This window comes from Mangrovibacter sp. MFB070 (assembly GCF_000705335.1).
GTDB lineage: Bacteria > Pseudomonadota > Gammaproteobacteria > Enterobacterales > Enterobacteriaceae > Mangrovibacter > Mangrovibacter plantisponsor.
In genome coordinates, this window is the sequence record NZ_JJMI01000021.1 from 35,551 (window position 1) to 57,093 (window position 21,543).

The following is a 21,543-nucleotide window of genomic DNA, read 5'->3' on the forward strand; positions in this document are numbered from 1 at the left end:
GGGATGTTTGTGAAGAAAAATCCTGTATTGCCAACGGGTAACTTCATTTCATGGCGTTTCGGGCTGTTGTGTCTTGCTATACTCCTGAGCCTTGTTCTATTACTCGGCAGGGTTGGCTGGTTGCAAATAATTTCGCCTGGGCCGTTAGTGCAACAAGAGGATATGCGTTCATTGCGCGAGGAGCCTATTATCATGCCGCGCGGCATGATAGAGGACCGCAATGGCGACCCTCTGGCAGTCAGTGTCCCTGTGGAAGCAATTTGGGCCGATCCTAAAACCGTAATTGAGAAAGGCGGTGTTAAGGTTAATGACCGCTGGCAGGCGTTAGCCAGTGCCTTGAAAATATCCCTTAATTCTCTCTCCGAACGTATCAACCAGAACCCTCAAGGGCGCTTCATCTACCTTGCCCGTCAGGTTGACCCTGAACAGGCGCACTGGATAGATAAACTTAATCTGCCAGGCATTGCTTTGCGCGAAGAGTCTCGTCGTTTTTATCCCTCCGGGCATATAGCCTCGAATCTGCTGGGTTTTACCAATATTGATGGGCAGGGCATTGAGGGTGTGGAAAAAAGCTTCAATAGCCAGTTGCTTGGCAAGGAAGGCAAGCGCCTGGTACGTAAAGACCGTTATGGGCATGTAGTGGAAAATATTACCGAGGTTCCTGGTACGCCAGCCCATAACATTATTCTCAGTATCGATAAACGGTTACAGACAGTAACCGAAGATGCATTAAGTAATGCTGTTCGCTGGAACAAAGCAGACTCGGGTGCGTCTGTGCTGATTAATGTGCGCACAGGGGAAATTCTGGCAATGGCGAGTTACCCCACTTACAACCCAAATAATCGCGATGGCGCAAAACTGGATGATTTCCGTAACCGGGCAATAAGTGACACATTTGAACCAGGCTCGACAGTCAAACCCATGGTGATAATGACGGCGTTAAAAGCGGGTATTGTTAAACCCGATGATGTGATTGATACACACCCCTATGTTGTGGATGGGCACCGTATTCGCGATGTTGGCTGGTACCCGGAGTTATCGCTGACCGGTATTCTGCAAAAATCGAGTGATACCGGGGTGTCACACTTGTCACTGGCAATGCCAATACAGGATTTGATAACCACGTATAAGGCATTTGGTTTTGGGCAAAGCACCGGTCTTGGATTGACTGGGGAAAGCTCAGGCTACATGCCAAACCGGCGTTTCTGGAGCCAACTGGATCGCGCGACGTTTTCATTCGGTTACGGCATGATGGTAACGCCTCTGCAACTTGCTCACGTCTACGCCACGATAGGCAGCTTTGGCATTTCCCGCCCACTCTCGATAACCCGTGTCGACCCGCCAGTTGTCGGAACGCGGGTAATGCCAGAAAAGATCGTTCATGAAGTTGAACACATGATGGAAAGTGTGGCGTTGCCTGGTGGTGGCGGCATTAAGGCAGCAGTAAAAGACTATCGGGTTGCTGTTAAAACCGGGACCGCGAAAAAAATCGGCCCGGATGGTAAATACATCGATAATTATATTGCCTATACCGCCGGAGTTGCGCCTGCCAGTGATCCGCGTTTTGCACTGGTTGTGGTCATTAATAATCCTTCAAATGGCCAGTACTATGGTGGTGCGGTATCAGCTCCAGTCTTCAGCCAGATTATGGGGGATGTGTTGCGCCTTGAGAATGTTGAACCTGATGGTATACCTGCCGGTGATCCTAATCTGATAGTGCTCGGGCACAGCGATGACAGCCATCCCGCCTTGTAAAACCATTTGCTGCGCGCAGACTTGCAGGTAAACTGCGCGCAGTGAGTTTGACAGGAGTGGTTATGTTGTATTTGTGTCCGCTGTGCCACGCAAAACTGCACGGCGAGAATAAAAGCATGGTCTGCAGTGCCGGGCATCGTTTTGACCTGGCGCGCGAAGGGTATATCAATTTATTACCGGTTCACCACAAGCGGTCAAAAGACCCTGGTGATAATGCCGAAATGATACTGGCCCGGCGTGAATTTCTGGACAGCGGGCATTACCAGCCATTGCGTTCGTTTATTACCAGCCAACTGGCACACTGGTTGCCGGAAAACGCGCCCGCTTTGCTGGATATTGGCTGTGGAGAAGGGTATTACACCAGTGAGTTTGCACAGTGGGTCAACGAACGGCAGGGCAGCTGCTACGGGCTTGATGTATCAAAAGTAGCCATTCGCATGGCTGCCAAACGTTATGCTTCTGTTCATTTCTGTGTTGCTTCCAGCCAGCGCCTGCCATTTGAAGAGAACAGCCTGGACGGGGTGGTGCGCATCTACGCGCCCTGTAACAGTATGGAGTTGCAACGGGTGGTCAAACCCGGTGGTATCGTGATTACCGCCACACCGGGCCCGGAACACTTGTATGAACTGAAGGCGCTGATTTACCCACAGGTGCGTTTACATCCGGAACACAGCGAGCAGTTGCCGGGGTTCCGGCTGGCAGAATCACTGCCATTACAGACAAATTTGCAGCTAACTGGCCCACAAGCCTGGTCGCTGTTGCAGATGACCCCATTTGCCTGGCATGCCAGTGAAGAAACCAAAGCTGAGATAGCTGCCAGAGCATCGTTTTCCTGTAAAGCAGATTTCCTGATCCAGGTATGGCAGCGGGAGCTGGTGGTTTAACCCGCAAAATGGGCCCACAAAATTTCACATCCAATACCAATCAGTACCAGGCCGCCCAGTATTTCAGCCCGTTTACCCAGTAGCGGGCCTATAAAGCGGCCAACCATCATACCCAGTGTGGACATTACCAGAGTGGCGCAGCCAATCATCAGCGCCATATGGATTATGTTGACATTAAGAAAAGCCAGGCCAACACCTACAGCCATTGCATCCAGGCTGGTTGCCACAGCGGTAGTGGCCAAAAGCCAAAAACTATGGCGTGCAATTGGCTGGGCGTCATCATCGGTTTCGCCACGGATCCCTTCAATAAGCATGCGCACACCAAGAAACAACAACAGCAGGAAGGCAATCCAGTGATTCCAGGTGAGGACAAATTGACTGGCGACTAACCCTAACCCCCAACCAATAAGGGGAGTCAGTGTTTCTATAGAACCAAAGATAATACCGGTACGCAGCGCTTCGCTGAATTTGGGTTTATGGAGAGTTGCCCCTTTGCCAATTGCTGCCGCAAATGCGTCCATTGACATACCAAGGGCGAGAAGAATCATTGCTGAAAGATTCATAAAGCATCCTGACCGGGGAATTGACAAAGAACAGCACAGCGCCCCCAGTAAACAGCGCCGATAACTGTCTTTGGTCTCGCCTGACTGTGCTAATCACAGCCCGTACGCGCCACGTTATTTAAACGAGTATGTTGACACGTACATTTCCAATAAAGGAAATCAGCTACTCCCCAATGATGCGCGCACCTTAACATAATTTTAGGGAATAAAACAATATTGATATATATTTGAAAATGATAACTATTTTCAGTTGAGGGTAAATAAAAAGAGCTTATTAATAGAGTTGCCTGAATCGGCAGCAGAATATGAATAAAAAATAAGCCTTGTTATGCATTGCGGTATAATACATAGACAAGGCTATATATCTAACTTATTGATTATTGACCATAAATTTATATATCTTTTCAAGATCGTCTATATTTCTGACGCAGATCAATAATCGGCGTTCACCTAGCTGAAAAACCAGTACTCCGTCTTCAGATAAATTCATCGCGGTTATTTTTGAGTAGGGAGTCCAAAACCCGCTAAAAAAGAAACCTGCTTTTTTGAACCGCACCCGGGGAGTCCTTATCCAGAATATATAGAAACCAACCAGTGCCAGTGCACTTAATAACCATGTAGTAAAGGCCGGGCCCTGAGCATGGATGTTGTTGCCAATAAGAATGGCGACCAGAATGACAAAAATCATTCCGTCAGCCCGGCTACGGCGTAGCAAAGGTATCGAGAGCAGAGTGGGGGATTTGAGGTGGTTAATGATAATTTCGTCGTAAAGAGCAAAGGCGAAAAAGGCAAGCGTTAAAACCAGAATAATGATATCCGTAAACGACATAGGTTATCCCTGTCTGCATGCAGGCCGGGGCGAACCCCGGCCTTGTGTCTTACAGTTACAGGCCCAACAGACCAATAGCGTAACCAACAATACCAATTACAAAGAACCCAATAATGATCCACAGTGGGTTAACTTTACGGCGTAACAGCCACATACAGGCAAATGTGAGCAGTAGTGGCACCAGGCCTGGCATTAACTGGTCAAGAATGTTCTGTACTGTCGTGACCTTTTCAGCACCCGTCTGGTCGGTAATTTTCGACACCACCAGTGGAATGTTTACATGGGTCCACTTATTGACCAGCGCCCCCATGACAAACAGGCCCAAAATGGACGCCCCTTCCGTCATTTTTTGCAGGAAGCCGCCACCCATATCTTTAACGATATCGATACCTTTACGGTAACCATAAGCCACACCGTAATAGCGAGTGAGCAGGCGTACCAGGTTAAACAATACAAAGAACAGAACAGGCCCCAGCAGGCTGCCACTCATGGCAATACCGGCACCGAGTGCAGCAAAGACCGGGCGAACGGTACCCCAGAAAATTGGGTCACCTACACCGGCCAGTGGCCCCATCAGACCGACTTTAATACCGTTGATAGCCGCATCGTCAATTTCCGCACCATTGGCACGTTGTTCTTCCATGGCGAGGGTAACGCCCAGAACCGGGGCGGCGACATAAGGGTGAGTATTAAAGAACTCCAGGTGACGTTTAATTGCCTGGCGACGAGCTTCATTGTTTTCCGGGTAAAGGCGGCGAATTACCGGCACCATCGAAAAACAGAAACCGAGCGCCTGCATACGTTCAAAGTTCCATGAACCCTGGAAGAGATTGGAGCGAATGAATACGCCACGAATATCCCCTGGGGTGAGTTTCTTCTCAGTAGTAGTTTTAGTCATGTCAACCATATCGCTCACCTATTAATCCAGTTCGTTATCGAGGTCATTTGCGCCAGATGCCTGCGCAGGTGCAGCTGCAGAGCGGTTATATTTCGGGCTGAGCTGGATGTAGAGAATTGCCATCACAGCACCAATAACGCCCAGCGCAACCAGGTTGAAATCGGTGAATGCAGCGGTAACAAACCCTAAATAGAAGAACGGCATCAGGTAGCCTGCACGCATCATGTTGATGACCATTGCGTAACCAACCACAACAATCATACCACCAGCAATATTGAGGCCACTGGTGACCACTTCAGGCAATGCATTGAGCATATTCTGAACTTCACTGGTACCAACAGATATAGCCACGATAACTGCCGGAATAGCGATACGCATTGCCTGGAGCAGTAACGCTGAAACGTGTATCCATGAAAGCGCGCTAAGGTTACCTTTTTCAGCGGCGCTGTCTGCAGCATGCTGGAAGCCCACAGTAATGGTACGCACGATGATAGTCAGTACCTGGCCTGCAGCAGCCAGTGGTATTGCCAGCGCAATACCTGCACCAATGCTTTGGTGACCAGCAATAACCAGGATGGTTGAAATAATAGATGCCAGTGCTGCATCAGGTGCAACTGCCGCACCAATGTTCATCCAGCCAAGGGCGATCATTTCCAGGGTACCACCAATGATAATCCCGGTTTTCATATCACCCAGCACGGCCCCAATGAGCGTACAGGCGATAAGGGGGCGGTGAAACTGGAATTCATCCAGTATGGATTCCATACCAGCAATACAAGCGACAACAAACACCAGCACAATTTGAAGAGTAGTAATCTCCATTGTACTTCTCCTATAACGTAAACAGACTGAATACCGAAACCGTCGTCACAAGGGGGACGGCCCTAAACGTGATTATTCCTTCCCGACTTTGTTGATGAGTTCCATCATCTTGAGTTTCGGGTCATTGGAGACTTTACGTACTTCCAGTTCGATGCCCCGTGCATTCAGTTTGCGGAATGCCTCAATATCCTTCTCATCAACGGAGACGGCGTTGTTTACCTGTGTTTTCCCTTGTCGATAGGCCATACCCCCAATATTGACAGTTGTGATTTTCACCCCTTGTTCAACAATGCGTTCGACATCTGTTGGGTTAGTGAACAACAACATGACACGTTCACCGGCATATTTCGGGTTGTTGTAGACACGAATCATTTTGGCAACGTCCACAACATGGGCAGTTACCCCTGGCGGGGCCACCTGGGTGAGCAACGTTTTACGGACGGTATCAGCCGCCACTTCATCACTGACTACGATAATGCGGTTGACATTAGTCTCTTTGGTCCAGCGAGTTGCAACCTGCCCGTGAATCAGGCGGTCATCAATACGCGCCAGGCCAATAACCATATAGTCGGCATCAGTCATGGGTTTCACTGGCGCAGCAGCGGGTTTTGGCTTGGCGGGTTTCGCTACAGGCTGTGCTTTAAGCGCCTTAACGCCTTCACGCCCTGTTTCCACCGCGATATTGACCAGTTCATCAAATGAAGGGTTATCGTCGCGCGCCATCAGAGTTTCGACCAGCATCGGGATGTTAACCCCGGCGACGACCTCGTGGTTTTCTTTGTCGACAACAATGCGGCTGGCCGCATTAAATGGGCTCCCACCCCAGGTATCCACAAGAAAAAGGACGCCTTTCCCAGTTTCCAGTTTAGCTAATTGAGCCTGGTATTTTTCGATAATGGTTTCCGCATTTTCACCGGGAACAAAATCGATCCAGCCTACGTTTTCTTGCTCGCCTAGCAGCATTTCGGCAGTTTTGAGCAATTGCTCAGCTGCCCAACCGTGTGTGCCTATGACAATAGCAATGGTCACTTGCTACCTCCTGTTCGCCCTTGTAAACACTATGGGGATGCAAAATTTCAACGTTATGAATTGATTAAATAATGGAATCATCAGCGAGATTTATTTTAGATAGTAAAAAAATAAATTATGTGACTCAGGTCGTTAATTTACTGATAACTTAATTTTCGATTGCAGCGTTAATTATCCTGCAGAAAAATGAGGGTTTTATTGCAAGCTTAGGTAAATATTAACCAAAAGTTATAATTTATTGTTAGGATAACCATCCTTTTTACATTTGGAGTGCAGGGTAAGCCCTACTATATGGATCGTCACCGACGTTTCTTTACCTTTCAAATTGCCCAGTCGGGTGTTTTTTATTCAAACTCACAGCAGCCTTGTGGTGAGCCGTTCCCAAAACGTTTCAGCGTTAAACCGCCTTTATCTGCCTCGGGTTACAGGAGTCATTGATGGAAATGTTAATGGATCCGTCTGTTATTGTTGGCTTGCTGACACTGGTGGTACTGGAAATTGTACTGGGCATCGACAATCTGGTGTTTATTGCCATCCTGGCTAATAAATTACCTCCGGCGCAGCGGGATAAGGCCCGTGTTATTGGGCTGTCGCTCGCGCTCGTGATGCGCCTGTTATTGTTGTCGCTTATTTCGTGGGTTGTGACACTCACCACGCCTTTGTTCAGTGTGGCGTCCTGGTCGTTTTCTGGCCGGGATTTGATAATGCTGGTGGGCGGGTTGTTCTTGCTGTTCAAAGCCACTACTGAGTTACACGAAAGGCTGGAGAACCGCCCTCATGATGACAGCCACGGGAAAGGATATGCCAGTTTTACCGCTGTAGTGCTGCAAATTGTTGTCCTGGATGCGGTGTTCTCCCTTGATGCAGTAATTACTGCCGTGGGTATGGTTAACCACCTGCCAGTGATGATGGCCGCAGTTGTCATTGCAATGGTCATCATGTTACTGGCATCACGCCGTCTGACGCTTTTTGTGAACGCGCATCCAACGGTAGTGGTGTTATGCCTGAGCTTTTTGCTGATGATCGGCCTGAGCCTGGTGGCGGAAGGGTTTGGCTTCCATATCCCTAAAGGTTATCTGTATGCAGCAATTGGTTTCTCTATATTAATAGAGAGTTTCAACCAGATAGCACACCGTAATGCGGTACGCCAGCACGCACATTTACCATTACGCGCCAGAACTGCCCGTGCAATTCTGGGCCTGATGGGTAAACGCCGGCAATCTGGCAATGTGGCGGAACATGAAACACCCGAGCGCCAGGAAGAGCTGTTTGCCGAAGAAGAACGCTACATGATTAACGGTGTACTGAGCCTGTCCTCGCGCTCACTGCGCACTATCATGACCCCCCGTAATGACATTAGTTGGGTGGACGCGTTGCGGGAAGCAAATGAAGTGCGTGACCTGGTGATGTCATCACCTCACAGTCTGTTTCCGGTTTGCCGCGGTGAGCTGGATGAACTGATTGGTGTGGTAACCGCGAAATCGTTGCTGGCAGCCCTCAACAAAGGCGAAGATATTGCGGCTGTTGCGGCTTCTTCTCCGGGAATCGTGGTACCAGAAACACTCGATCCCATCAGTTTGCTGGGCATATTGCGCCGTGCCCGGGGTAGTTTCGTTATCGTCAGTAATGAGTTCGGCGTTATTCAGGGGCTGGTGACTCCGTTGGATGTGTTAGAAGCTATTGCTGGCGAGTTCCCGGACGCGGATGAAACCCTGGATATTCAGCCAGACCAAAACGGTTGGCTGGTGAAAGGCAGCACGGATTTACATGCGCTGGAAAACTACCTTGGCCTGGAAGAGCGCCTGACTGAGGAGAGTAGTGTGGCGACGGTAGCGGGCCTGGTTATTGCCAACGAAGGCAAAATCCCGCTGGCCGGTGAAAAGCTGTACATCGCAAGCCTGGTGATTACTATTCTGGAAGTGAATGAGTACCGGGTGGAACTGGTGCACATTGCGCGTGACCCTATGCTCACAGGCACCCAGTCCGGTTAAGGCATTACTCCCCGGCGGGTGACGGGCCGGCCTGCTCATAGCGGGCCAGCCACTCACTGAATTCCTCTACTGGCATTGGCTCACCATAAAGAAAACCCTGCAGCGTTGACACACCATGTTCACGCAAGTACCTTGCCTGTTCATGATTTTCGATCCCTTCTGCAATCATATCGATATGCAGGCGATGCCCCAGTGCAACAATCAAATCGATGATAGGCGTATTAACGGCGTCCGAACCAATAGCCGTGACAAAGCTTTTATCAATCTTGAGAATATCCGGTTTGAGCATTTCCAGGCGCTGTAATGAGCTGTGGCCAGTTCCAAAATCGTCAATGGCGAGTTTGACGCCTAACGTTTTCATTGCAGCAATATACTGGATATCGTCATCTTCCAGCCTGTCACGTTCTGTCAGCTCCATCACCAGTTGTTGCACAGGTTTCTGTGTACTCCAGTATTGCTTAATGTCGTCAAGGATTTCGCCGTGTTGAAAATGGTGTGCTGCAACATTAATACCAATATGGAAATCAGCTTCTTCAGGAAAGCAGGCACTACGAATAGCGGTTTCATACAGCACATAGCGTGTCAGGCTGGCAACCTGGCCAACATCTTCCGCAATAGGGATAAAGGTTTCTGGTGAAACCGGGCCCTGACGTGGATTATCCCAGCGTAAGAGTATCTCAACACCGGTACATTTTAGTGTCGCAGAGTTGAATAATGGCTGGCAGTAAATCACAAATTCTTTACCGGCAATTCCGGTTTGCAACTCACGGATGAAACTCAGCCGCTTAGTGGTCGTTATCAAAATAGCCCAGACTGCAAACAGCGAGCACAATAACGCCAGGGGAAGTTGTGAGGGAAGGTCCTGTATGGCAAGACGGGTTATTGAAGGGCCAATCAGTGATATGGAAATACCGGGAACCGATGACTGTACTGTGGATATCGACTCGCCAGGCTGTGGCACCAATTTCTGGGTAAGCCCCTGACCGTGGATAAACCAGGTATCCCCAACGTCGATGGCAAGCTTAGCACCAGAATCTGATTGTGTGGCCCAGAGTAAATCAGCAAGGTAGCCAATATTGACCACCTGCAGGCTGCCACTCATTCCATCTGCTGATGTGGGTAACCAAATTGCCAGTACCGGGTCATGCTGCGGTAACAGTTTGTCTTGCTGAAGCCAGATATGCACAGATGCAGACGGGAACCAGGGCTGGCGGCTGTTAAGTGGAACGTGGTGCTCCCCAAACAAACTTGAGCAGCCTACTTCGCCATTCTGTACCAGCGCAACTGCCCGCAACGAGGGGCGGGCGACGACGTATTCACGTAACTTCAGCGAGGCATCCTGGCAACTGCCAGTGAACAGTGAGGCGGGTAGTTGCAACGCCATTAGTGGCGCAAGTGTGGTATCCAGTGCGTGGCGTGTTTGCTGCTGTAAAGTGAGGCGCTCAGCCCGGTGAGTCGTCTTATTCAGGAAAAAACAAACAGCAAGTGTCGCCACCACCACCACTAAACCGAGGACCAGGCAGATAATAATCCGTTTACGTTGATGCTGATGAACCATCCGTTGGGCGTTGTGCATGCCGGTTTGCCTTAAGTAACCTGATGGTAATGCAGAATAATTTTAGTGTAGTGGAAATATTTACAGGGTTGAAAAATTATCCTGGCTTTGCCTGTACTGCCACAAGACGAAAATTGCCAGCCTGTATGAAGCGTTAGCAGGCTGGCAGGACGGGAAAGATAAGTCGTATCAGTCGCACTGAACTTTGATTGCCAGCCCGCCACGGGAAGTTTCCCGGTATTTGGCATTCATATCTTTGCCGGTTTCGTACATTGTTTCGATAACTTTATCCAGTGAAACCCGCGGTTCGGAAGTGCGACGCAGAGCCATACGTGCGGCATTAATAGCTTTAACTGCCGCGATAGCGTTGCGCTCAATACAGGGAACCTGCACCTGGCCGGCAACCGGGTCACAGGTCAGCCCGAGGTTATGTTCCATACCTATTTCTGCGGCAACACAGACTTGCTCAGGGCTGCCACCCAACAATTCAGCCAGGCCGGCGGCTGCCATCGAACAGGCAACACCCACTTCGCCCTGGCAACCAACTTCTGCACCAGAAATAGACGCATTCATTTTGAATAATGTGCCAATCGCCCCGGCAGCCAGGAAATAACGGATGGCAATATCAGGGCTTACCGATTCAATGAAATGATCGTAGTAACTCAGTACGGCAGGAACAATGCCACAGGCGCCATTTGTTGGCGCGGTTACCACTCGCCCACCTGCGGCATTTTCTTCGTTCACGGCCAGCGCGAACATATTGACCCAGTCGATAACATTCATTGGGTCGTTAGACAACTTACCACTGGACATCAGTAAGCGGCGTAGTGCAGATGCCCGGCGGGGAACCCGCAACGGGCCTGGCAGCACACCTTCGGTATTCATGCCCCGGTCAATACAGGCGCGCATGGTGTGCCAGATAACATCGAAGTAGTCATCAATATCTTTGCGAGAATGCAATGACAGTTCATTTTTAAGCACCAAACCAGACAGCGATAACCCGGTCTCTTTACAGTGTGCCAGCAGCATTTTGGCTGAATCAAACGGATATGGGACGGTAACAGGCGAGACATCGGCCTGGCCAAAATGTTCTTCATCAACAATAAAACCACCGCCAATTGAGTACCAGGTTTTACTGTAAATAAGAGAAGTTTGGTCCCAGGCATGAATTTGCATACCGTTTTCATGAAGTGGCAGGTTCTCGCTATGAAAACGCATGCCATCATCTTTCGGGAAATCCACTTCAGCCTGGCCGCCCGCGATTAATAACCGCCCACGGTTTTCTACATCGCGAATAAATGCAGGTATGGAATCAATGTCAACGTTGTCTGGCTGGTTACCTGCCAGGCCCATAATAATGGCAATATCTGTGTGGTGCCCTTTGCCTGTCAGTGACAGGGAACCATAGACATCAACCGCAATGCGGCTCACCCGGTCAATCATCCCAAGGGTGACCAGGTCATCGGCAAATTGTTTCCCCGCCTTCATGGGGCCGACAGTATGAGAGCTGGACGGGCCGATACCCACTTTAAACATGTCGAAGACACTAATCACGAATTCACTCCTGAATAACCGCTGATGTATGGCAGAAAACTGGGCTAAGTGTAAGAGTTTATCGCTACCGGGAGGAAACTATTCACATGAATTTAACTAATGAATATGCTTAATTTGGCTAATAGGAAAACCTGCCCGTGTCAGGATCTCTGCCTTGCTACTAGTTCATGTATCCATGCCAATTTGTAACGCCACCTGGCGGATAATCCCGGCGGTCATTCCCCAGACAAAATAGTGCTGGTACCAGGAAAGCCAAACCCGGTGAGCATTGTTTTGGCGGTAAACATCCAGTGGGTGATAGCGGGCCAGGCGCAAGGCTTCTGCCAAAGGCATTTCGAACACATCAGCAACTTCGTCCTGGTTGGCGTGGTAATGAATACCGGGAGGAATAACGCCGACAACAGGTGTGACACTGAAACCGGTGACACTGTCCACTGCAGGCAGCACGCCAATAATGTCAACCACATCAGGAGGAATACTGACTTCTTCGCAGGCCTCGCGTAACGCCGTTGCTACCAAAGACGGGTCTGTGCTGTCGGCGGCTCCACCGGGAAAGGCAACCTGTCCTGCATGCTTACGCAACCGGGGTGAGCGGCGTGTCAGCAACAACCCTGGTTGTTGACGGCGCACTACCGGCACCAGTACAGCTGCCTGGCGCGCATTGCGTGACATTTCGCCAGTGCCCGGCTGTAACAACTGAAAGCGCGATAAAAACATCTCCATGGATAACTCATTGAGGTGCATCAGTTACTCCGTTAATACGCCAAGAATACGGCTGACTTTATCAAATGTTTCCTGATATTCCGCGTCTGCTTCACTGTCCGCCACAATACCCCCGCCGGCACTACAATACAGGTAACCCTGCTCGGCAGTCAGTGTGCGAATGGTGATGCTGGTGTCCATCGAACCACAAAAACTCAGGTAACCGATACTACCGCACCATGCGTTTCTCCGCTGAGGCTCAAGGCTTTCAATAATTTCCATTGCCCGGATTTTCGGCGCACCAGTGATTGAGCCACCAGGGAAACAGGCGCGCAGCAAATCACATGCGCGTTTATCATCAGGTAAACGAGCCGTAATGGTACTGACCAGATGGTGTACTGCCGGAAAAGGCTCAACGACAAAAAGTTCGGGAACACGCACAGACCCCGGAACAGCCACACGGCCGATATCATTACGCATCAAATCGACAATCATCAGGTTTTCTGCCTGATCTTTAGTGGATGCCGCCAGCCGCTCTGCCTGGCGTTTATCTGCCGCCGGGTCTGGCAGGCGCGGGAGTGTTCCTTTAATGGGGCGCGTCTGAATGTGATTGTCATGCAGGTAAATAAACCGCTCAGGTGAAACACTGAGTATGGTACTGCCGGGCAGGCGTAAAAAAGCACTGAATGGAGCGCGGTTCGCTTCAGTCAGCTCCAGGTATGCCTGCCATTCGTCGCCCTGGTAACGGGCAGAAAAACGCTGTGCAAGGTTCACCTGATAGCAGTCACCACTATGCAACCAGTGCTGAATTTGGCTGAACTTTTGGCGATACTCCGCTTGTGTCATGTTTGACTGCCAGGCAGAGGTTAACTGAAAAGGCTCCGGGCTGCCTGGCTCCTGAGATTCAAGCCAGGCCAGGCGCGTGTCGGCATTCTGCCAACTGATAAGTGTGAGCGCCTGGTGCTGGTGGTCGGCAATCAGTGCCCAGTCATAAATACCTACCGCAATATCTGGAGTGTGCAAATCAGCCAGTGCATGAGAAGGCAACCGCTCATACTGGCGGCCAAGGTCATAACCAAATAAGCCCAGCGCGCCGCCCTGGAAAGGAAGTGATTCATCCACATCGGGAGTAAACGGAAAACGCTCAAGAAGCGTATTCAGGTGCGCCAGCGGGTCGCCATGAAGTGAAGAAGTGTTCTGCCCATCATAACACTCAGACAAGCCATTACGGCTTACCAGTGTGGCGCAAGGGTCTGCAACCAAAATATCGAACCGGCTGTATGGGTGTTCAGCATTCCCGGAATGGAGCAACATTGCCCAGGTTTTATTGCTCAACTTTGCAAAATAGTGGGTAATGGCATCTGCGTGCCAGGGAAGGGGCAGTTGGTGCAACTTAGCAGGCATGGTAGTTGTCTTCAGTACAATATTAATAAAGTAACAGCGTTCATGTTATCTGGCTTTGTACCGGGTAGCATGAAATAATCAGCCGTTAATTTATCAGGAGTTGATTATGTTTGCAGGTTTACCCGCGTTAAGCCATGAAGAGCAACAAAAGGCTGTTGAACGTATTCAGTCCTTAATGGCTCAGGGTATGAGTAGTGGTGAGGCCATTGCTCTGGTCGCGAAAGAAATACGTGAAACTTTTACCGGTGAAGCAATTCCGGTTCGCTTTGAAGACGATGACGAACAGCAAAGCTGACAGAGCCCGGTAACAGGCCCTGTCCGGGGCCTGTTTTAAATTGCTGCAATAACTTTAATTTCTACTTTCCAGTCTGGCTTCATCAGCAGTGCCTGAACGGTTGTACGTACCGGCGCTTTGCCGTGCACCACCCAGGCGTCCCACGCGCGGTTAAGTGCTGCAAAATCGTTTTTATCTGCAAGGAATACAGTAACATCGATCAGGCGAGTTTTATCCCCCCCGCGCTCCTGCAACATAGCTTCAATTTGTTCAAGGCAGTTCTCAACTTGCTGCTGCGCATCAGTCCCGTCAATTTCCGGGACTACAGTAAAATACATCGTTCCATTATTGATGATAGCGTCAGACCAACGGTCCTCAGCATTCAGGCGTACAATCGTCATCTTTTTTCCTCGATAACTCTTAAACAATCTCACAGAGTGCCACAATGTTTTGTCAGAATCACCATGACTGGCACAACTTTGCCGCCCCTGACATAATCGGCATCACTTTACGCCTGCCAGCCAGGCATTAGGGAGGACAAACGTGGCAGACGATTTTGCGTCAGACGGGCAACTTGCACAGGCCATCAACGGTTTTAAACCGCGCGAAGCACAAAGGCAGATGGCACAGGCTGTAAGTGCAGCGATTACCGGCAGCCATTCACTGGTCGTCGAAGCAGGTACGGGAACGGGTAAAACCTATGCTTACCTGGCACCTGCGTTGCGGGCAGATAAAAAGGTGATAATTTCCACCGGTTCAAAAGCCTTGCAGGATCAACTGTTCAGCAGGGATCTGCCCACCATTGCCCGGGCGCTGGGTTACACTGGCAGGCGGGCGTTACTGAAAGGGCGCAGTAACTATTTATGCCTTGAACGCCTCGAACAGCAAGTGCTGGCAGGTGGCGATTTACCGGTACAAACCCTGAGCGACCTGATGATTCTGCGCCAGTGGGTGAGCGAAACTGAAGACGGAGACACCAGTACTTGCCATGGTGTGGCGGAAGATGCGCCTGTCTGGCCTTTGGTGACCAGCACCAATGATAACTGCCTGGGGGCTGACTGCCCGCGCTACAAAGAGTGCTATGTGGTAAAAGCCCGTAAAAAGGCGATGGATGCAGATATTGTGGTCGTCAACCACCACCTTTTCATGGCCGATATGGTGGTCAAAGACAGTGGGTTTGCCGAGCTCATTCCCGATGCCGATGTCACCATTTTTGATGAAGCCCACCAGATACCTGACATCGCCAGCCAGTACTTTGGGCAGTCCCTTTCTAGCCGACAGTTGCTTGATGTCGCCAAAGATATTGCCATTGCTTACCGCACGGAAGTCAAAGACACCCAGCAATTAATGAAGTGTGCAGACAGGCTCACTCAGAGCACCCTGGATTTCCGCCTGCAGTTAGGTGAGCCGGGTTTTCGTGGCAACCTGAGGGATTTACTGGCCGATACAGTCGTGCAACGCGCGCTGTTGCTGTTAGATGATTCTCTGGAACTGTGTTACGACGTGGCAAAATTATCCCTGGGCCGCTCAGCGTTGCTGGATGCGGCTTTTGAGCGTGTCACCCTGTATCGGGCACGCCTGAAACGCCTCAAGGAAACCAGCCAGACAGGCTACAGTTACTGGTATGAGTGTACCAGCCGTAACTTTACTCTGGCCCTGACACCGCTCAGTGTGGCAGATAAATTTACTGAAGTGATCAAAGAGAAAAAAGGGTGCTGGGTGTTTACCTCCGCGACGCTGTCAGTGAATGATGATTTACACCATTTTACTGACCGCCTGGGGCTGGATGATGCGCAAACATTACTCTTGCCGAGCCCTTTTGATTACGCCCACCAGGCACTGCTCTGTGTGCCGCGCGGGTTACCAGAGCCTGGCAAACCAGGTGCCGGGCGCAGGCTTGCATCCATGCTTCGCCCACTGATCGAAGCGAACAACGGGCGTTGTTTTGTGTTGTGTACTTCTCACGCAATGATGCGTGATCTGGCCGAACAATTTCGGGCTACCATGATGTTGCCAGTATTACTGCAGGGCGAAACCAGCAAAGCTCAGTTGCTGGAGCAATTTATTTCAGCAGGTAATGCCTTGTTGGTAGCGACCAGCAGTTTCTGGGAAGGTGTCGATGTTCGCGGGGATGCACTGTCCCTGGTTATTATCGATAAACTGCCATTCACCTCTCCCGATGATCCGTTACTGAAAGCGCGTATGGAAGATTGCCGGTTACGGGGTGGTGAGCCATTTGATGAAGTACAACTACCTGAAGCCGTGATTACGCTTAAGCAGGGGGTGGGGCGACTGATCCGTGATACCAGCGACCGTGGTGTGTTAGTGATTTGCGACCCACGACTGGTGATGCGCCCCTATGGCGAGATATTTCTTGGTAGCCTGCCTGATGCGCCACGCACCAGGGATATAGAACGTGCGGCGGAATTTTTGCGCCAAAGGCCGGCGGAGTAATTTGCCCCGGGGTGTGCTAGAATGCGCGCCATTTTGTAATTGTCTTTGTCCTGAGGTTAGTACCACCCATGCGAATTTTGGCTATTGATACCGCCACCGAAGCATGTTCTGTCGCCGTGTGGAACGACGGTAAAACATACGCCCACTTTGAGCTGTGCCCGCGTGAGCATACACAGCGTATTCTCCCTTTGGTACAGGAATTACTGAACCAGAGCGGCGTTTCTTTGTCTGACGTTGATGCTCTCGCTTTTGGCCGTGGGCCGGGCAGTTTTACAGGCGTGCGGATTGGTATTGGTATCGCACAAGGGCTGGCGCTTGGTGCGCAATTGCCTCTGGCTGGCGTATCGACACTGGCGACAATGGCACAGGGGGCGTTTCGTCTGTCGGGGGCAACCCGGGTATTGTGTGCCATTGATGCCCGCATGGGGGAAGTTTACTGGGCTGAATACCAGCGCGATGCAACAGGCCAGTGGCACGGGGAAGAAACAGAACGTGTCTGCAAGCCTGAGGTTGTGACTGCGCGTTTACAGCAACTCGATGGTGAATGGGTAACGGTAGGTACCGGGTGGGAAGCCTGGCCTGATATGGCGAAAGATACGGGTCTGTCCGTGGTACCCGGAGGTGTTTCTTTACCCATGGCGGAAGATATGCTGCCGTTTGCAATACAGGCCGTTTTGCAACAAAAAACGATAGCAGTTGAACAGGCTGAACCTGTATACCTTAGAAATGAAGTGGCCTGGAAGAAATTGCCGGGTCGGGAATAAGAGCGCCTGTTTGCGGAGTAAGGAGTTTTTTATGGCTGGTGGTTCAGTGCGTCGTGGTATTTATGGCCTGGGGTTAGTGGCCTGCCTGCTGTTAACCGGGTGTGTGAGTGTGCCGGATGCCATTAAAGGCACCAGTCCAACTCCGCAAATGGATTTAGTTCGCGTGATGAATGCGCCTTCATTGTATGTAGGTGAAGAGGCGCGTTTTGGTGGCAAAGTTATTGGGTTGCAGAATCTGGACGGGAAAACTCGCCTTGAGATTGCGGTAATGCCGCTGGATGAGGGCGCAAGGCCAGAGTTGGGGCAGGCCTCCGTAGGGCGCATTTACGCCGATGTCGCAGGTTTCCTCGACCCGGTTGACTACCGGGGGCACCTTATCACGGTTGTCGGGCCGATTACCGGAACCGAAAAAGGTAAAATTGGCCAGAGCCAGTATACCTGGATGGTCATGAAAGCGACTGGGTTCAAACGCTGGCGAGTGGTTCAGCAAGTGGTCAGCCCACCTGATGTCGTTGATCCATGGATGTGGGGGGCAGGCTACCATTTACGCATGCGTCCGGCGCCCTGGGGGTATTACAACTATGGTCCGGCACGTGTCGAATCAGTAGTGACTGAATAATCAGTTAAACAGAGGTCCGGGTTTGAGTATTTAGAAACAGTGACTTTGTCACTGTTTCTTTGTTTTCATGGACGGAAAAATAAATTAGTGACGCGCTTCGCAACCTGCAAACAGCGTAACGGAGTTAACTGGTACGCTGAGTTAATATAATGTTAATTCTTTGTTTGTTTTTTTGGGGTTGCGATGACGATAAATACAACATACAGAGGTGATGCGTTGAAGAAGGTTTGGCTAAACCGATACCCGGAAGATGTACCGGCTGAGATCAATCCTGATCGTTACCAATCCCTGGTTGAATTATTTGAACACGCCTGTGTGCGTTATGCCGACCAGCCTGCATTCATCAACATGGGCGAAACCATGACATTTCGCAAACTGGAAGAGCGTAGCCGGGCTTTTGCGGCTTATCTCCAGGAAGGTCTTGGCCTGAACCCCGGAGACCGTGTTGCGTTGATGATGCCCAATTTGTTGCAATACCCGGTCGCGTTATTCGGTATTTTGCGGGCTGGCATGGTTGTGGTGAATGTTAACCCTCTCTACACACCGCGCGAACTGGAACACCAACTGAAAGACAGCGGTGCCAGTACAATCGTTATTGTTTCCAATTTTGCACATACCCTGGAAAAGGTTGTGGCAAATACCCCGGTGAAACATGTGATCCTGACGCGTATGGGGGACCAGCTTTCAACGGCAAAAGGAACGCTAATTAACTTTGTCGTGAAGTATGTAAAGCGGCTGGTACCGAAGTATCATCTGCCGGATGCTGTCTCTTTTCGTCGTGCCATGCATCAGGGCTACCGCATGCAATATGTGAAGCCTGAAATCGAAAGCTCGGCACTGGCATTTCTGCAGTATACCGGTGGTACTACCGGTGTGGCGAAAGGGGCAATGCTCACTCACCGCAATATGCTGGCCAATATTGAACAAGTAAAAGCCACCTATGGGCCGCTACTGTTTAATGGCAAAGAACTGGTAGTCACAGCGTTACCGCTTTATCACATTTTTGCCTTAACAATGAACTGCCTGCTGTTTATTGAACTGGGTGGGCAGAATTTACTTATCACTAATCCACGCGACATTCCTGGCCTGGTAAAAGAGCTGGCAAAATACCCGTTCACTGCCATGACCGGGGTGAATACATTGTTTAATGCATTGCTGAACAATCCGGAGTTTCAGAAGCTCGACTTTTCTTCACTGCACCTGGCGGCAGGAGGCGGGATGCCGGTGCAACACGCAGTTGCAGAACGCTGGGAAAAACTGACCGGGCATTATCTGCTTGAAGGTTACGGGTTGACGGAGTGTTCACCTTTGGTGAGTGTAAACCCACATGATATTGATTATCACAGTGGCAGCATTGGTCTGCCGGTACCCTCAACGGATGTACGCCTGGTGAACGATGAAGGTGAGTGCGTTGTGCCTGGCGAACCGGGTGAACTGTGTGTGAAAGGTCCGCAGGTGATGGAAGGTTACTGGAACCGCCCTGATGCCACAGAAGAAATTATGCAGGATGGCTGGTTACGGACCGGCGATGTGGCTGTGATGGATGACGAAGGCTTTATGCGGATCGTCGATCGCAAAAAAGACATGATCCTTGTGTCGGGTTTCAACGTGTACCCGAACGAAATCGAAGATGTTGTGATGCAACATAGCGGTGTTCAGGAAGTGGCCGCCGTAGGTGTACCTTCACAGGCCAGTGGCGAAATGGTGAAACTCTTTGTAGTGAAAAAAGAGGATTCATTAACGGAAGAAGCACTGATAACGTTTTGCCGCCGTCACCTTACAGGTTATAAAGTGCCTAAGCAGGTCGAGTTTCGCACTGAATTGCCCAAATCAAACGTCGGCAAAATTTTACGGCGAGAATTACGTGACGAAGTGCTGAAGGCAGGTGACAATAAGCCCTGAGAATTTAATCCATCTCCCATAACGCCGGGTGATCCTGGCGTTTTTTTTGGGTAATGCGCTAAAGATAGAGAAATTGTTTTGAACTATCAGATAATTACAAGTGATTCATCCCTTGAAGAAGTGTGCCAGGCAGCCAGAGGCCACTCAACCCTCGCGCTTGATACTGAATTTGTCCGCACCAGGACTTACTACCCACAACTGGGTTTAGTACAAATGTTTGACGGGGAACGTTTATCGTTAATTGACCCGCTCACTATTACTAACTGGCAACCTTTTATTGAGTTGCTTACACGCCCTGATATCGTTAAATACCTCCATGCCGGCAGTGAAGACCTTGAAGTGTTTCTTCACAGTTTCGGTACCATGCCAGTCAATATGATTGATACGCAAGTGCTGGCCTCATTCACCGGAATGCCGCTTTCCACTGGCTTTGCCAAACTGGTGGAGAAATATGACGGGGTGGTGCTGGATAAAAGTGAATCCCGGACAGACTGGCTGGCTCGCCCACTCACCACCCGGCAGTGCGACTATGCGGCGGCCGATGTCTGGTATTTACTCCCACTGGCGGGCAAACTTTTCCAGGAAGCACAGCAAAGCGGCTGGCTGTCGGCTGCTCTGGACGAATGCCAGCTGATGATGCAGCGCCGCAGTGATATCACTGACCCTGATGAAGCCTGGCGTGATATTGGTAACGCATGGCAGTTGCGTCCACGTCAGTTGGGCTGCCTGAAGCTCCTGGCCGCCTGGCGTTTACGTGAAGCCCGTAAGCGTGACCTCGCGGTTAACTTTGTTGTGAAAGAAGAAAATCTGTTGTCCGTTGCCCGCTATTTACCCGGTACGCTGGGTGAACTGGATGGTATGGGTCTCAATGGCAGTGAGATTCGCTATCATGGCAAAACATTGCTAAGCCTGGTTGAACAGGCTCAGGCAATACCTGAAGGTGATTTGCCTGCACCAATTAGCAGCCTGATAGATATGCCTGGCTACCGTAAAGCCTTTAAGGCGATTAAAGCCGTTGTGCAGCAGGTGGGGGAAGAGTGTGGGTTGAGCCCAGAGTTGCTGGCATCACGCCGCCAGATAAACCAGTTGCTGAACTGGCACTGGCAACTGAAACCAGGGTTAACGCCAGAACTGACCAATGGCTGGCGGGCAAATTTACTGGGTGAATCACTCAAGTCTTTACTGACAGAGTATTAAGCCGCAGCAAACACAGCCGGAACAGGTGCTTTCTGACCTGTTCCGGCTGGAACCCCGCGCCGCCTGGCACAGTGGCTGTGTTACTTGTTTTCTTCCGTCTCGGGAAGCGTTACGTTCAATTCAAGCACTGAAATATCATCACCTTTCTGATCCAACTGAACGGTGACCATCTCAGGATCAATTTTCACGTATCTGCAAATCACTTCCAGAATATCGCGTTTTAACTGGGGCAGATATTGAGGTTCCATTTCGCTACGGCGACGTTCTGCCACAATTATCTGCAAGCGCTCTTTTGCAATATTGGCGGTATTCTTTTTTCGCGAAAGAAAAAAGTCGAGCAATGCCAT

General features: G+C 50.4%; 20 protein-coding genes and 1 riboswitch. Of the genes, 9 read left to right on the top strand and 11 right to left on the bottom strand.

From position 1 onward, the window contains the following. Positions 1-3 precede the first annotated feature (3 nt). Positions 4-1,755 carry a peptidoglycan glycosyltransferase FtsI gene (gene ftsI / locus DT73_RS08955; RefSeq protein ID WP_084172261.1) on the top strand — a complete coding sequence of 584 codons (1,752 nt, stop codon included), beginning with the start codon at positions 4-6 and terminating at the stop codon, positions 1,753-1,755. A gap of 62 nt (positions 1,756-1,817) precedes the next feature. Then, positions 1,818-2,639: a 23S rRNA (guanine(745)-N(1))-methyltransferase gene (gene rlmA, locus DT73_RS08960; RefSeq protein WP_036107276.1), complete on the top strand. Its 822-nt coding sequence runs from the start codon at positions 1,818-1,820 to the stop codon at positions 2,637-2,639. Here the strand turns inward: rlmA and mntP are convergent. The 5 genes from mntP to manX form a co-directional block, all read right to left on the bottom strand. Next, the gene (gene mntP / locus DT73_RS08965; RefSeq protein ID WP_036107279.1) at positions 2,636-3,202 is read right to left on the bottom strand and encodes a manganese efflux pump MntP; all 567 of its coding nucleotides are present in this window, start codon (positions 3,200-3,202) and stop codon (positions 2,636-2,638) included. The two genes, rlmA and mntP, sit on opposite strands and share 4 nt — an antisense overlap. Positions 3,203-3,207: 5 nt before the next feature. Next, a riboswitch (yybP-ykoY riboswitch) is annotated at positions 3,208-3,386 on the bottom strand. Between the two features lie 186 nt (positions 3,387-3,572). Continuing rightward, on the bottom strand, positions 3,573-4,031 hold the full coding sequence (locus DT73_RS08970; protein ID WP_036107281.1) for a DUF986 family protein: 459 nt from the start codon (positions 4,029-4,031) through the stop codon (positions 3,573-3,575). A gap of 55 nt (positions 4,032-4,086) precedes the next feature. Further along, complete coding sequence (locus tag DT73_RS08975) at positions 4,087-4,938, bottom strand: PTS mannose transporter subunit IID (RefSeq protein WP_036107486.1); 852 nt, start codon at positions 4,936-4,938, stop codon at positions 4,087-4,089. A 12-nt stretch (positions 4,939-4,950) separates the two neighbouring features. Continuing rightward, positions 4,951-5,751, bottom strand: a complete 801-nt coding sequence (locus tag DT73_RS08980) for a PTS mannose/fructose/sorbose transporter subunit IIC (RefSeq protein ID WP_036107284.1) — start codon at positions 5,749-5,751, stop codon at positions 4,951-4,953. A gap of 72 nt (positions 5,752-5,823) precedes the next feature. After that, the gene (gene manX / locus DT73_RS08985; RefSeq protein WP_036107286.1) at positions 5,824-6,780 is read right to left on the bottom strand and encodes a PTS mannose transporter subunit IIAB; all 957 of its coding nucleotides are present in this window, start codon (positions 6,778-6,780) and stop codon (positions 5,824-5,826) included. 437 nt (positions 6,781-7,217) lie between these two features. Here manX and DT73_RS08990 point away from each other — a divergent pair, with 437 nt between their 5' ends. Then, positions 7,218-8,771 (top strand): TerC family protein, encoded by a 1,554-nt coding sequence (locus DT73_RS08990; protein ID WP_036107288.1) that lies wholly within the window; start codon positions 7,218-7,220, stop codon positions 8,769-8,771. Between the two features lie 4 nt (positions 8,772-8,775). Here the strand turns inward: DT73_RS08990 and DT73_RS08995 are convergent, their stop codons facing one another. From DT73_RS08995 to pabB, 4 genes are all read right to left on the bottom strand, one after another. After that, a complete protein-coding gene (locus tag DT73_RS08995; protein ID WP_036107290.1) occupies positions 8,776-10,347 on the bottom strand; it encodes an EAL domain-containing protein in 1,572 nt (523 codons plus the stop codon). 168 nt (positions 10,348-10,515) lie between these two features. Then, positions 10,516-11,880, bottom strand: a complete 1,365-nt coding sequence (gene sdaA, locus DT73_RS09000; RefSeq protein WP_036107293.1) for an L-serine ammonia-lyase — start codon at positions 11,878-11,880, stop codon at positions 10,516-10,518. Between the two features lie 165 nt (positions 11,881-12,045). Then, entirely contained in the window at positions 12,046-12,624 is a 579-nt protein-coding gene (locus DT73_RS09005; protein WP_036107296.1) for a CoA pyrophosphatase, read from the bottom strand. A 3-nt stretch (positions 12,625-12,627) separates the two neighbouring features. Then, entirely contained in the window at positions 12,628-13,986 is a 1,359-nt protein-coding gene (pabB, locus tag DT73_RS09010) for an aminodeoxychorismate synthase component 1 (RefSeq protein WP_036107298.1), read from the bottom strand. 106 nt (positions 13,987-14,092) lie between these two features. Between pabB and DT73_RS09015 the strand changes: the two genes are divergently transcribed. Continuing rightward, entirely contained in the window at positions 14,093-14,281 is a 189-nt protein-coding gene (locus DT73_RS09015; protein ID WP_036107300.1) for a YoaH family protein, read from the top strand. A 35-nt stretch (positions 14,282-14,316) separates the two neighbouring features. Here DT73_RS09015 and DT73_RS09020 read toward each other — a convergent pair whose 3' ends face one another. Further along, positions 14,317-14,661: a RidA family protein gene (locus DT73_RS09020; protein ID WP_036107303.1), complete on the bottom strand. Its 345-nt coding sequence runs from the start codon at positions 14,659-14,661 to the stop codon at positions 14,317-14,319. A 142-nt stretch (positions 14,662-14,803) separates the two neighbouring features. Here DT73_RS09020 and DT73_RS09025 point away from each other — a divergent pair, with 142 nt between their 5' ends. The 5 genes from DT73_RS09025 (at position 14,804) to rnd (ending at position 21,196) form a co-directional block, all read left to right on the top strand. Next, entirely contained in the window at positions 14,804-16,714 is a 1,911-nt protein-coding gene (locus DT73_RS09025; RefSeq protein WP_036107305.1) for an ATP-dependent DNA helicase, read from the top strand. Between the two features lie 68 nt (positions 16,715-16,782). Continuing rightward, on the top strand, positions 16,783-17,478 hold the full coding sequence (gene tsaB, locus DT73_RS09030) for a tRNA (adenosine(37)-N6)-threonylcarbamoyltransferase complex dimerization subunit type 1 TsaB (RefSeq protein ID WP_036107308.1): 696 nt from the start codon (positions 16,783-16,785) through the stop codon (positions 17,476-17,478). A 31-nt stretch (positions 17,479-17,509) separates the two neighbouring features. Then, a complete protein-coding gene (locus DT73_RS09035) occupies positions 17,510-18,097 on the top strand; it encodes a Slp family lipoprotein (RefSeq protein ID WP_036107311.1) in 588 nt (195 codons plus the stop codon). A 216-nt stretch (positions 18,098-18,313) separates the two neighbouring features. Then, positions 18,314-19,999 (top strand): long-chain-fatty-acid--CoA ligase FadD, encoded by a 1,686-nt coding sequence (gene fadD / locus DT73_RS09040; protein WP_036107314.1) that lies wholly within the window; start codon positions 18,314-18,316, stop codon positions 19,997-19,999. Positions 20,000-20,077: 78 nt separating this feature from the next. After that, entirely contained in the window at positions 20,078-21,196 is a 1,119-nt protein-coding gene (gene rnd, locus DT73_RS09045) for a ribonuclease D (RefSeq protein ID WP_036107317.1), read from the top strand. 80 nt (positions 21,197-21,276) lie between these two features. Here rnd and minE read toward each other — a convergent pair whose 3' ends face one another. Continuing rightward, entirely contained in the window at positions 21,277-21,543 is a 267-nt protein-coding gene (gene minE / locus DT73_RS09050) for a cell division topological specificity factor MinE (RefSeq protein WP_036107321.1), read from the bottom strand.

What these genes read in the sequence shown, in the direction of transcription:
- ftsI (WP_084172261.1), top strand. Translation starts at nt 4, where the DNA reads ATGTTTGTGAAGAAAAATCCTGTATTGCCAACGGGTAACTTCATTTCA.
- rlmA (WP_036107276.1), top strand. Translation starts at nt 1,818, where the DNA reads ATGTTGTATTTGTGTCCGCTGTGCCACGCAAAACTGCACGGCGAGAAT.
- mntP (WP_036107279.1), bottom strand. Translation starts at nt 3,202, where the DNA reads ATGAATCTTTCAGCAATGATTCTTCTCGCCCTTGGTATGTCAATGGAC.
- DT73_RS08970 (WP_036107281.1), bottom strand. Translation starts at nt 4,031, where the DNA reads ATGTCGTTTACGGATATCATTATTCTGGTTTTAACGCTTGCCTTTTTC.
- DT73_RS08975 (WP_036107486.1), bottom strand. Translation starts at nt 4,938, where the DNA reads ATGGTTGACATGACTAAAACTACTACTGAGAAGAAACTCACCCCAGGG.
- DT73_RS08980 (WP_036107284.1), bottom strand. Translation starts at nt 5,751, where the DNA reads ATGGAGATTACTACTCTTCAAATTGTGCTGGTGTTTGTTGTCGCTTGT.
- DT73_RS08990 (WP_036107288.1), top strand. Translation starts at nt 7,218, where the DNA reads ATGGAAATGTTAATGGATCCGTCTGTTATTGTTGGCTTGCTGACACTG.
- DT73_RS08995 (WP_036107290.1), bottom strand. Translation starts at nt 10,347, where the DNA reads ATGCACAACGCCCAACGGATGGTTCATCAGCATCAACGTAAACGGATT.
- DT73_RS09005 (WP_036107296.1), bottom strand. Translation starts at nt 12,624, where the DNA reads ATGCACCTCAATGAGTTATCCATGGAGATGTTTTTATCGCGCTTTCAG.
- pabB (WP_036107298.1), bottom strand. Translation starts at nt 13,986, where the DNA reads ATGCCTGCTAAGTTGCACCAACTGCCCCTTCCCTGGCACGCAGATGCC.
- DT73_RS09015 (WP_036107300.1), top strand. Translation starts at nt 14,093, where the DNA reads ATGTTTGCAGGTTTACCCGCGTTAAGCCATGAAGAGCAACAAAAGGCT.
- DT73_RS09020 (WP_036107303.1), bottom strand. Translation starts at nt 14,661, where the DNA reads ATGACGATTGTACGCCTGAATGCTGAGGACCGTTGGTCTGACGCTATC.
- tsaB (WP_036107308.1), top strand. Translation starts at nt 16,783, where the DNA reads ATGCGAATTTTGGCTATTGATACCGCCACCGAAGCATGTTCTGTCGCC.
- DT73_RS09035 (WP_036107311.1), top strand. Translation starts at nt 17,510, where the DNA reads ATGGCTGGTGGTTCAGTGCGTCGTGGTATTTATGGCCTGGGGTTAGTG.
- minE (WP_036107321.1), bottom strand. Translation starts at nt 21,543, where the DNA reads ATGGCATTGCTCGACTTTTTTCTTTCGCGAAAAAAGAATACCGCCAAT.